The sequence below is a fragment of the Kitasatospora sp. NPDC058406 genome (assembly GCF_042722765.1).
Lineage (GTDB): Bacteria > Actinomycetota > Actinomycetes > Streptomycetales > Streptomycetaceae > Kitasatospora.
This window is the reverse complement of sequence record NZ_JBHXKE010000036.1, coordinates 17,532-29,309: the sequence shown is the minus strand read 5'-3', so window position 1 is coordinate 29,309 and position 11,778 is coordinate 17,532. Positions and strand designations below refer to the sequence as shown.

3 protein-coding genes are annotated in these 11,778 nt (G+C 76.4%); all 3 read right to left on the bottom strand.

Annotated features, from left to right (window positions below):
* Positions 1-3: 3 nt before the first annotated feature.
* The 3 genes from ACFWOG_RS10230 to ACFWOG_RS10220 are packed head-to-tail and all read right to left on the bottom strand — an operon-like array spanning position 4 to position 11,775.
* Positions 4-3,357 (bottom strand): amino acid adenylation domain-containing protein, encoded by a 3,354-nt coding sequence (locus ACFWOG_RS10230; protein ID WP_380356670.1) that lies wholly within the window; start codon positions 3,355-3,357, stop codon positions 4-6.
* The gene (locus ACFWOG_RS10225) at positions 3,350-6,871 is read right to left on the bottom strand and encodes a type I polyketide synthase (RefSeq protein WP_380356667.1); all 3,522 of its coding nucleotides are present in this window, start codon (positions 6,869-6,871) and stop codon (positions 3,350-3,352) included. The genes ACFWOG_RS10230 and ACFWOG_RS10225 overlap by 8 nt, the downstream gene beginning before the upstream one ends.
* Positions 6,868-11,775 (bottom strand): beta-ketoacyl synthase N-terminal-like domain-containing protein, encoded by a 4,908-nt coding sequence (locus tag ACFWOG_RS10220; RefSeq protein ID WP_380356664.1) that lies wholly within the window; start codon positions 11,773-11,775, stop codon positions 6,868-6,870. The genes ACFWOG_RS10225 and ACFWOG_RS10220 overlap by 4 nt, the downstream gene beginning before the upstream one ends.
* Between the last annotated feature and the right edge of the window lie 3 nt (positions 11,776-11,778).

The following is an 11,778-nucleotide window of genomic DNA, read 5'->3' as shown; positions in this document are numbered from 1 at the left end:
CACCTATCGCTCTCGGGAACGGGCGCGGCGTCCGGCCGCCTGTCGCCGCCGGGCGTCGGCCCGCCGGCGGTTCTCCGCGCGCTGGCGCGCATCGGGCCCGGGGGTCGCGGCCGGACCCTCCGGTCGGCTCAGGTACGCGGCCAGCGACGCGACCGTGGGGTGCTGGAACAGCTCGACCATCGAGACCCGGTGTCCGGCGTCCGAGGCGAGCAGCGACCGCAGCTCGGCCATCAGCAGCGAGTGCCCGCCGAGGTCGAAGAAGTTGTCGTGGGCGCCGACCCGCTCGACCCCCAGGACCGCGCACCACAGTCCGGCCAGGGTGTGCTCCAGGCCGGCCGCGGGCGCCGTGAAGCGGGCCCCCGGCTCCGGCCGGCCGCCGCTCGGCTCGGGCAGGGCCGCGCGGTCCACCTTGCCGTTGGGCGTGAGCGGGAGGGCGTCCAGCACCTCGAAGACGGCGGGCACCATGTACGCGGGCAGGTGGCGCCGCAGGTGGCCGGCCAGCTCCGCGGGGCCGGGCACCCCGGGGCCCCGCGCGGTGAGGTGGGCCACCAGCCGGAGGTCACCGCCCCGGTGCGGGCGGGCGGTCACCACCGCCTCGCGCACGGCGGGGTGCGCGGTCAGCACGGCCTCGATCTCGCCCGGCTCGATCCGGAAGCCGCGCAGCTTGACCTGGTGGTCCAGCCGGCCCAGGAACTCCAGCGCGCCGTCCTCGCGGAAGCGGGCGAGGTCCCCGGTCCGGTACAGCCGGGCTCCCGGGTCCGCGTCGAACGGGTCCCGGACGAACCGTTCGGCGGTCAGTCCGGGCCGGTTCAGGTAGCCGCGGGCCAGACCCCGCCCGCCGAGGTGGAGCTCCCCGGGCACCCCGACCGGCACCGGCCGCAGCGACCCGTCCAGCACGTACACCCGGGTGTTGGCGATCGGCCTGCCGATCGGCACCGGCCGGCGGCCGTCCTCGGGCGTGCAGGTCCAGTGGGTCACGTCGACGGCTGCCTCGGTCGGGCCGTACAGGTTGTACAACCGGGCCCGGCAGCGGGCCAGGAAGCGGTCCTGGAGGTCGCGCGGCAGCGCCTCGCCGCTGCAGACCACCCGGCGCAGGGTGGTGCACTCCTCCACCGGCTCCTGGAGGAAGACCTGGAGCATCGACGGCACGAAGTGCACCGTCGTCACCCGCTCCGCCCGGATCGTGCGGGCCAGGTAGCCGCCGTCGCGGTGACCCTCCGGGCGGGCGACCACGAGCGTGGCGCCCGTCGTCAGGGGCCAGAAGAACTCCCACACCGACACGTCGAAGGAGAACGGGGTCTTCTGCAGCACCCGGTCGGTGGCGTCCAGCCCGTAGGCGTCCTGCATCCACAGCAGCCGGTTGCGGATCCCGGCGTGCACGTTCATGACGCCCTTGGGGGTGCCGGTGGAGCCGGAGGTGTAGATCACGTAGGCCAGGTCCTCGCCGTCCACCGCGACCTGCGGGTCGTCGTCCGGCTCGCCGCCCGGTGCGGCCTCGAACTCCTCCACGCACAGCACCTCGGCCTCGGCGGCGGGCAGTCGCCCGAGCTCCTCGCGCCGGGTGAGCAGCACCGGGACCCGGGCGTCCCGGACCATGTGCTCCAGCCGGGCGGGCGGGAGGCCGGGGTCCAGCGGCAGGTAGGCGCCGCCCGCCTTGAGCACCGCCAGCAGCGCCACCACCAGCTCCGGCGACCGTTCCAGTCCGACGCCCACCACGACGTCCCGGCCGACCCCGAGCCGCAGCAGCCGGTGGGCGAGGCGGTTGGCCCGCCGGTTCAGTTCCCCGTAGGTCAGCCCGCGGCCCTCGAAGCGCACCGCCTCCGCCCCGGGGTGCCGTCGCGCCTGCTCCTCGAAGTCCTCGTGGATCCAGCCCCTCCCGGCGGGCCACTCCCGCGCGGTGGCGTTGAACTCCTCCAGGACCCTGCGGCGTTCGTCCCCCTCCAGCAGCTCCAGCCGGTCGACCGGGCGGTCCGGGTCCGCCACCACCTGTTCCGCCAGACGGCGGAAGTGGGCGGCGATCCGGGCCACGGTGGCCTCGTCGAAGAGGTCCCGGTCGTACTCGAACCAGCCGCTGAGCCCGCCGTCGCGGTCGAACGCCTGGAGTTCGAGGTCGAAGCGCGCGCCCTCGCTGCGGACCGGTAGGCGGTCCAGCTCCGCGCCGTTCAGGGTGAGCTGCGGCACCGCCTCCCGGCCGTAGGCGAAGCTCACCTGGTAGACCGGCGGCCGGCCGAGGTCGCGCGAGGTGTTCAGCTCCCCGACCACCAGCTCGAACGGCACCTCCTGGTGCTCGTAGGCGCCGAGGCAGGCCGTCCGGACCCGGTCGAGCACCTCGCCGAAGGACGGTTCCCCGCCCAGGTCGGTCCTGATCGCCAGGGTGTTGACGAAGTAGCCGATCAGCGGCTCCAGTTCGGGCCGGTCCCGGACGGCCATGGGCACGCCCACCACCACGTCCTGCTGCCGGCCGTACCGGGACAGCAGGACGGTGAAGACGGCCAGCAGCGCCATGTAGGTGGTCGCGCCGCTGCGGTGGGCGAGCCGGCCCAGCTCCCGCATCAGCGGTTCGGGGAGCTCGAAGGGCAGCGTGCCGCCGTTGAAGCCCTGGACCGCGGGGCGGGGCCGGTCCGTCGGCAGCTCCAGGACCGCCGGGGCCCCCGCCAGGCGCTCCCGCCAGTAGGCCAGCTGCTCCGCCCACCGTCCCTGGTCCCGCTGTTCCCGCTGCCAGACGGCGAAGTCCCCGTACTGGACCGGGAGGTCCGGCAGGGGCGAGGGCCGGCCCGCGGCGAACGCCTCGTACAGGGCTGCGAGTTCGGACAGCAGCACCCACACCGACCAGCGGTCCGAGACCAGGTGGTGCAGGGCCAGCACCAGCACCGACTCGTCGTCGGCGGTCCGCAGCAGCGTCATCCGCACCAGCGGCCCGGTCTCCAGGTCGAACGGCTCGCCGATCGCCGCGGCGGCGATCCGCTCGTCCAGCGCCGTCCCGGTGAGCCGGTCCTGCCGCAGGTCGATCTCGGGCAGCTCCACCGTGAGCCGGGGCCGGACCAGTTGGGCCGGCCGGCCGTCGAGCAGCCGGAAGGCCGTGCGCAGCGCCTCGTGGCGCCGGACCACCTCGTTCAGCGCGTCCCGCAGGACCTCGGCGTCCACCGCCCCGCGGACGCGGACCGCGCCCGGCACGACGTACGCCGGGTTGCCCGGCCGGACCTGTTCCAGGAACCACATGCCCTGCTGGAACACCGAGAGCGGGAAGGCGTCCTCGGTCGTTCCGTCCTCCGCGAGCCGGCGGTCCGCGAGCAGTTCCGCGAGCCGCGCCCGCTGGGCCGGGGAGAGTTCGGCCAGCCGCCGTTCGAGGTCAGTCATCGGCCCGCTCCGCCCGCTCCGGGGCGCCCGCCCCGCCCCCGGACGCCCGGGCTCCGGGCGCCTCGTCCCCGGACACCTGGTCCAGGAGGGCCAGCAGCTCCGCCGTCCGGTCCCCGGCCCGCGCCACCCGCCGGATCGTCGGCACCTCGCCGCCGCCCGCCGTCCCCTGCCCCGCCGGGCGGCCCGCCAGCTCGCCGGCCACCTGCTCGGCCAGGCCGCGGACGGTCGCGCCCTTGAGGAAGTCGGCCACGGTCACCTTGATCCCGAGTCGGCTCTGGACCTCGTTCCTGAGCTCCACCGCCATCAGCGAGTCCAGCCCGAGACCGGACAGCGGCGCGTCGGGATCGACGGTGGCCGCCCTCGAACCCAGGGCCGTCCGCACGCTCGACGACAGCCGCTCGACCAGCGTGCCGACGCGTTCCCCGGCGGGCACCCGCAGCAGTTCCTCGGCCGTGGGGAGCCCGCTCGCCGCGGACCGGCCCGGCGCGCCGGGGATCCGGTGCGGCGCGGGCTGCCGGGCCGGCCGTTCCTCGACGCGCCGTTCGTCGACGCGCCGTTCCTCGCCGGTCCGTGTCTCGCCGGTCCGTGTCTCGGTGCCCCGGCCGGGGCCCGGCCGCTGACCGCCGGGGCGATCCCCACCGTTGTCGCGGGCTCCGCCGGGGCGGGCCCGGCCGGCCCCGGCCGGAGCACCGCGGTCGGTCACCGGCGCCCCGCCGCCCGGTTCGTGCCAGCAGCGGGTGGCGGCGAAGGGATAGTGCGGCAACGGCGCCCGGGAGCGGGCGTAGTCACGGTCGAAGCCGGCCCAGTCGACCTCGGCGCCGTCGGCGTACAGCCGGCCGAGGCTGCCGAGGAGGACCTCCCAGTCGTCGTACGAGGGCCGCAGGCTGGGCAGCGTCCGCACGTCGTCGCCGGTCAGGACCTCGCGCACCAGGCCCAGCAGGGTCGGCGCCGGACCGATCTCCAGGAAGGTGCGGTACCCCAGGTCGTACAGGGCCCGGACCCCGTCGGCGAAGAGCACCGGCTGCCGGGCGTGACGGAGCCAGTAGCCGGTGTCCAGGGCTTCGTCCCACGGCCACAGCCGGCCGGTCAGGTTGGACAGCAGCGGGATCCGGGGCGCGCCGAAGGAGACCTCGTCCAGGGCCTTGCGCAGCGGTTCCAGGACCGGTTCGACCAGCGGGGAGTGCGACGAGGTGGAGATGCGCAGCCGCTTGACCTCCGCGCCGCGGGCGGTGAACGTCCCGCAGACCGCGTCGACCACCTCCCGCACGCCGGAGACCGTGGTGTTGGCCGGGCCGTTGACGGCGGCGACCGAGATCAGGGCGGCGTCGTACCGGGCGAGCTCCTCGGCGACCTCCTCGACCGGGGCGGAGACGGCCGCCATGGCGCCCGACCCGGCGAGCCGCTGGAGCAGCCGGCCGCGCTCGGCGACCAGCCGCAGGCCGTCCTCCAGGGACATCGCGCCCGCGAAGCAGGCGGCGGTGTACTCGCCGAGGCTGTGGCCGATGACGGCGGCCGGCTCCACCCCCCACGAGCGCCAGAGCTCCGCCAGGGCGTACTCCACGGCGAAGAGGCCGGGCTGGGCGTACTCCATGGTGTTGATCAGGTCGGACTCGGCGGGCGGCCCGGGCCGCTCGGGGTGGAGGACGGAGAGCAACGGCACCGGCAGGACGTCCCGCAGGATCTCGTCACAGCGGTCGAGGGTCCGCCGGAAGGACGGCTGGGTCTCGTACAACTGCCGTGCCATGCCGGCCCGTTGTGGGCCCTGGCCGGTGAAGAGGAAGACCGTGTCACCGGTCGCGGCGCCGGCGCCCCCGGCCGGGCCCGGCACCAGACCCTCCGCGGGGTCGTCCCGCACGAAGTCCGCGAGCCGGTCCGCGATCTCCCGGGGCGAGGCCCCGACGGCGGCGAGCCGGTGCGGGAAGTGCGAGCGCCCGGTGTTGGCGGAGAAGCACAGGTCGGCCGCAGCCTCCGGCTCCGCCGTCGCCAGCCGGTCCTGGTAGCGCCGGGCCAGCTTGAGCAGGGAGCTCCCGCTCTTCGCGGACAGGGCCAGCAGCGAGAGGGGGCGCCGCCGGTCAGGTCCGGGCGCCGGGCGCTCCGGGGCCTGTTCCAGGATCAGGTGCGCGTTGGTGCCGCTGAACCCGAAGCTGCTCACGCCCGCCAGCCGCGGCGTCCCCTCCCCGGTCGGCCACGGGGTGAGGCCGGTCGGCACGGCGAAGGTGGTCCCGTCGAAGGAGATGTGCGGGTTGAGCTCGTTGAAGTGCAGGTTGGGCGGGATCAGGCCGCGGTCGAGGCAGAGCGCGGCCTTGATCAGCCCGGCGATCCCGGCCGCCGCCTCCAGGTGGCCGAGGTTGGTCTTCACCGCGCCCAGGTAGAGCGGCGCGCCCTCCGTGCGGCCGTAGACCTCGGCCAGCGCCGCCACCTCGATCGGGTCGCCCAGCTTGGTGCCGGCGCCGTGCGTCTCGATGTAGCCGAGCCGCTGCGGATCGACCCCGCCGGCCGCCAGCGCGCGGCGGAACAGGTCGCGCTGCGCGGCTCCGTTGGGCGCGGTCAGGCCCGAGCTGCGTCCGTCCTGGTTGACCGCGGAGCCGCGGATCACCGCGAGCACCCGGTCCTCGTCCCGCAGCGCGTCCGACAGCCGCTTGAGCACCACCACGCCGCAGCCCTCGCTGCGGACGAAGCCGTTCGCGGCCGCGTCGAAGGTCTTGCAGCGGCCGTCGTCGGCCAGCATCTCGGGGAACTGCGAGAAGGAGATGGCCGCCTCGGGCGACAGCACCGCGTTCACCCCGCCGCTGATCGCCAGGTCGCACTCGCCGAGCCGCAGGTTCTGGCACGCCTGGTGCACGGCGACCAGCGACGACGAGCAGGCGGTGTCCACCGAGACGCTCGGCCCGCGCAGGTCCAGCAGGTAGGACAGGCGGCCGCTGGCGATGCTGTGCGCGATGCCCGTGCTGGCGTGGGCCGTGATGTCCTCCGGCTCCCGGAAGAGCAGGCCGGCGTAGTCGTTGCTGCAGATCCCCAGGAAGACCCCGGTCCGGCTGCCGGCCAGCGCGTGCGGGGCCTGCCCGGCGTCCTCCAGGGCCTCCCAGGCGACCTCCAGCACCAGCCGCTGCTGCGGGTCCATGGACACCGCCTCGCGCCGGGAGATGCCGAAGAACTCGTGGTCGAAGCGGTCGATGCGGTCCAGGAAGCCGCCCCAGCGGGTACTGGTCCGCCCAGGGCGGCGCGGCTCCGGGTCGTAGAACGCGTCCACGTCCCAGCGGTCGGCCGGCACCTCGCCGATCGCGTCGGTGCCGCCGCTCAGCAGCTCCCAGTACGCATCGGTGTCGGTCACCCCGCCGGGGAACCGGCAGCCCACGCCCACGACGGCGATCGGCTCGGACCGGGCCTGCTCGTAGGCGTCGATCCGGTGCTGCATCCGCTCCATCGTCAGATAGGCGCGTTTCATCGCCGTCATCGACGCGGACCCGCCGTCCCGCGTGGTCCCGTCCCGGTCGGTCTCGTCCCGTGTGGTCATCGTCCCTGCCCCCGCTCGATCGGATCGGCACTGGCGTCGAACTGCTCGGTCCTGGCGAGGAGGAGCGCTTCGAGCTCGCGCTCCGAGAGCTCGTCGAGATCGAGCGCCGGGTCCGGACCCGGACGGGGCCCCGTCGTGGCGGCCGGGGTGTTCCCGGGCTCCCGGACCGGTGGCGGTGCCGCCACGGCGGCCTCCAGCGCGATGCCCATCCGCTCGGCGAGGAAGGGCACCAGCGCGTCGAGCGTGGGGTACTGCCAGCCGAGCGTCGACGGCAGCGCGACCCCGAGCGAGAGCTCCAGCCGCGAGCGCAGCTCCAGGGTGCGCAGCGAGTCGAAGCCGAGGCCGGCCAGCGGCGCCGTGCCGTCGATCGCGGCGGCGTCCGGGGCGGCCCCCTGTTCCCCGAGCACCCGGGCGGCGACGTCCCGGCAGTGCCCGGCCAGCAGGGCCCGGCGGCGCCGGCCCGGCTCGACCGCCAGCAGCTGCCGGCGGATCGCGTCGGCGTCGTCCGGGGCCGGTGCGTCGCCGTTGGGCCGGACCCGGGCCACCACGGCCCGGCTGCCCAGCAGCCGGCCGAGGGCGGCGACGCCCTCGCGGTCGACACTCAGGGCGGGCAGTCCGAGGGCCCGGCGGTGTGCGGCCAGGGCGTCCAGGAAGGCGCCGACCGCGGCCTCCCGGCCGGGCGGGGCGGTGGGGGAGCACAGCACGAAGAAGTCCAGTTCCCTGGCGGCGGTGGCCAGATGGAGCTGCCACGCGCCGGCGGCCCGGGCCGCGGTGGAGCGCAGGAGCGCCTCGGCCGCCGGCACCGCGCCGTCGTGCGAGCCGTCCGCCGTGCCGTCCGCCGTGCCGTCCGCACCGCCGTCGTCCGTGCCGTCGTCCGTGCCGTCGTCCGGGGCGTCCCCGGTGTGGACGACACCGGCCAGCGGCGGCCCCGAGGCGTCCAGCCCGGCCAGGAGGTCGGCCACCTCCTCGGCGCGGGACAGGTCCACGACCGGCCGTGCGATCTCGACGCCCCGGGACCGCAGTTCGGCCAGCACCCCGGCCGCCCCCGCGGCACCGGCCGAGGCCCGGGCGTCCGGCTCGCCGTCCCCGCCGGGGGAGGGCGCCCCGACCAGCACGATGCGGCGGGCACCCCGGTCGGCGAGCTGCCGGGCGGCCTCCAGGGCCGCGGCCGACGCCCCACCGGTGACCAGGTACGACGCCTCCGCCCGGACGGTCCGGGCCGGGGGCACCGCGATCTCCGGTGCCTCGTCCGGCCGGAGCACCAGCTTCCCGGTGTGCCGGGCCCGGGCCATCCGGGCGAAGACCTCCCGGGCCTCGGAGAACGGGTGGACCGTGACCGGGAGCGGCTCGAACTGCCCGCTGTCGAAGCCCCGCACCACCTCGTCGAACAGCTCGGCGAGCAGCGCCGGCTGCTCGTGGAAGGTGTGCTCCAGGTCGACGGCGAACAGCGAGCGGTTCCGCTTGAGGAAGCCGAGGCCGACCGGACTGTCGTCGTGGATGTCGCGCTTGCCGAGCTCCACGAACCTCCCGCCCGGCGCCAGCAGGGCCAGGCTGCGCCGCAGTGCCTCGCCGGTCAGCGAGTTGAGCACCACGTCGACGCCGCGGCCGTCGGTGAACCCGGTGATCTCGTCGGCGAAGGCCAGTGACCGGGAGTCCATCACCCGCGCCACGCCCAGGTCGCGCAGGAACCGCCGCTTCTCCTCGGTCCCGGCCGTGGCGAGGACCTCGGCGCCGCACCGGCGGGCCACCGCCAGCGCGGCCAGGCCCACGCCCCCGGACGCCGAGTGGATCAGCACCTTCTCGCCCGCCCGCAGCCGGGCCAGGTGGCAGAGCCCGTACACGGCGGTCAGGAAGGCGACCGGGGTGGCTGCCGCCTGCTCGTCGTCGAGCGCCGCCGGTCGCGGCGCCACCAGGTGCGCCTCGGTGGTGGTGTACGCCGCGAGCGCGGACGGGACCACCGCCATCACCGGGTCGCCGACCCGCAAGCGGTCGACGCCCTCGCCCACCGCGCTGATCCGGCCGGCGCACTCGACACCCAGCGGGACCGTCCCGGTGGCGCCCGGGTAGGCGCCCATCGCCTTGAGGACGTCGCTGAAGTTGAGCCCGGCCGCCGTGACCTCGATCTCGACCTGGCCCGGCCCCGGCGCGGCCCGTTCCCACCGGGTCGGCGTCAGGCTCTCCAGGATGCCGGGCCGCACGGCCAGGATCCGGTGGTTGGGATCGCGCCGAGGGTCGAACGGCCGCCGCGGCCACGCCGCTTCGGTTCCGTCCGGGGTGACGTGCGGGACCGGGACGGGGGAGTGGCGGGCCGGGCCGCGCAGGGCGGTCCACGGCTCGTCACCGGGGCGGATCAGCAGGTCGAGCAGCCGGGCGGCGTCGTCCCGGGTCGGCTCCGGGTCGAGGTCGACGACGACGGGGCGGAGGCCGCCGAGCGCGGCGGCGGACGCCACGGCCGGTCCCGTCAGCAGCGCCCGGGCGGGCGCGGGAGCCGGGTCACCCTCGACCACCCGCTGGGCTCCCCGGGTCAGCAGCGCGACGCGCGGGCCGCCCGGCAGGCCGTCACGGGCGAACTCCTCGATCAGCCGCAGGGCCGGGAGGGCGACGCCCTCCTGTTCCTCCGACGGCGGGAACGTTCCGGGGCCGCCCGGGGGCGGGCCGCCGGCGGTGTCCAGGCCCCAGGCGTACACCAGCCCGGTCAAGGGCTCGTCCCCGGCGGCGCGCACCTCCTTCAGCAGCGCGGTGAGATCCTCCGGGCGCAGCGGGTCGATCTCGTGGTGGAGCGGGTCCACCAGGTGGTGGTGCGGCCCGGGGGTGACGGTCACGCAGCTGCCGCCGCGGGCGGTGATCTCGGCGCGCAGCGCCTCGCCGACCCCCGTGCCGTCGGCGAACAGCAGCCACCGGCCGGGCGGGCCGGCGGGCGGCGCGCCGGCGTCGTCGTCCCGCCGTGCCCACTCCAGGGTGACGAGGGGAGGGCCGGCCGGCCGCTCCCGCCCGGCCGCCGGGGCGGTCGCCGGGTCGGTGGCCGTCGCCCCTGCGGCGGCCCCGCCGACGGCGGACCCGGCGGGGACCGGCCCGGTGACCGGTAGGGGCCCGTCCGCCGGCTCGGGTGCGTGACGCCGCCGCTGCCAGGGGTAGTTCGGGAGGTCGACGACGGCCCGGGGCAGGGCCCGGGAGCCGTCGTCCGCGCCGTCCGCGTCGTCCCGGCCCGGGTCCCGCTCGGCGAGGACCACGCCGGGCGGCGACCCGCCCTCGGCGAGCCCGTGGAGCGCCCGCAGCGCGGACGCCCGGTCGGGTGCGGTGACCCGCGCCTGCCAGCGGTGCCGTGCACGACCGGCACCCACCGTGTACGCGAACGCCGGGTAGTGGCCGTCGTCCGGCAGCGCCGCGAGGCTCCGGTGGAACCCGGCCGCCAGGGCGCGCACCGCCTCCGGCGTCCGCGCCGAGACCACGAAGCCCCGGACCGGCACCGCCGCGACCGCAGCACCGGCCGGGCCGCCGCCCGCGTTCCCGCCTGCGCTCCCGGCCTTGCCCCCAGCCGTGTTCCCGGCCGTGTCCTCGGCCGCGCCGAGGACGACATGGGCGTTGGTCCCGCCCATCCCGAAGGCACTGACCGCGGCGTGGCGGCCACCGCGCTCCGGCCACGGCCGCAGCGCGGTCGGCAGGGTGATGCCGGTGCCGTCGAGGTCGATCAGCGGGTTCAGCGTGGCGAAGTGCACCAGCGGCGGCACCGCGCGCCGTTGCAGGCACAGCACCGCCTTGACCAGCGCGACGACCCCGGCGGCGGACTCCGGGTGGCCCAGGTTCGCCTTGACCGAACCGACCACCAGCTCGGCCCCGCCGTTGCGGCGGCCCAGCGCGGCGGCGATCGCCTCCATCTCGATGGTGTCCCCGAGCGGGGTGCCGGTGCCGTGCGCCTCCACCAGGCCGATGTCGGCGGGGGCGAGCCCGGCGTCCGCCAGCGCCGTCCCGATCAGCGCGGCCTCCGACAGCACGTTGGGAGCGGTGAAGCCCGTCGAACGGCCGGTCTGGTTCACCGCCGAACCGTGGATCACGGCGTGCACCCGGTCACCGTCGCGCCGCGCGTCCTCCAGCCGCTTCAGGACCAGCACGCCGCAGCCCTCGCCCCGGGTGAAGCCGTTCGCCCGGGCGTCGAAGGGGCTGCACCGCCCGTCCGGGGACAGCGTGCCCGCCAGCCGGTGCAGCCGGGTCGCGCGCGGCGAGAGCACCAGGTTCACCCCGCCGGCCAGCGCCACGTCACACTCCCGGCGGGCCAGCGCCTGCCGCGCCAGGTGGACCGAGACCAGGGACGAGGAGCAGGCGGTGTCCACCGTGACCGCCGGACCGGCCAGCCCCAGTGCGTACGCCAGCCGGCCCACCGTGAAGCAGTGGCCGTTGCCGGCGGCCCAGTGGGTGTCCGGCTCGCCCCGGTTCCAGTCCCAGTACTCCTGACCGGTGATGCCGACGAACAGCCCGGTCCGGGCGGCGTCCAGCCGGTCCGGGGGGAGCGCGGCGTTCTCCAGGGCCTCCCAGGCGACCTCCAGCAGCAGCCGCTGCTGCGGGTCGACCCCGCGGGCCTCCTCGGCGCTCATCCCGAAGAACTCCGCGTCGAAGTCCATGACCTCGTCCAGGAAACCGCCCACGTGGGGCAGCCGCTCCCACTCGGCGGCGAACGGCCCGCGCCGCCCTTCGGGCAGCGGACGCACCAGGTCGCGGCCCTCCGCCAGCGCGCTCCAGTACCCGTCCAGGTCGGCGATGCCGCCCGGGAGCCGCAGGCCGATCCCGACGACGGCCAGCGGGCCGGTGCCGTTCGCGGCGTCGAGCTGCGCCCGCAGCTTCCGGACGGTGTCGAGCGCCCTCGTCAGCGGCGTGGGCGCGGCCGCGGTGATCTCGCGCTGTGCCTCCACGGC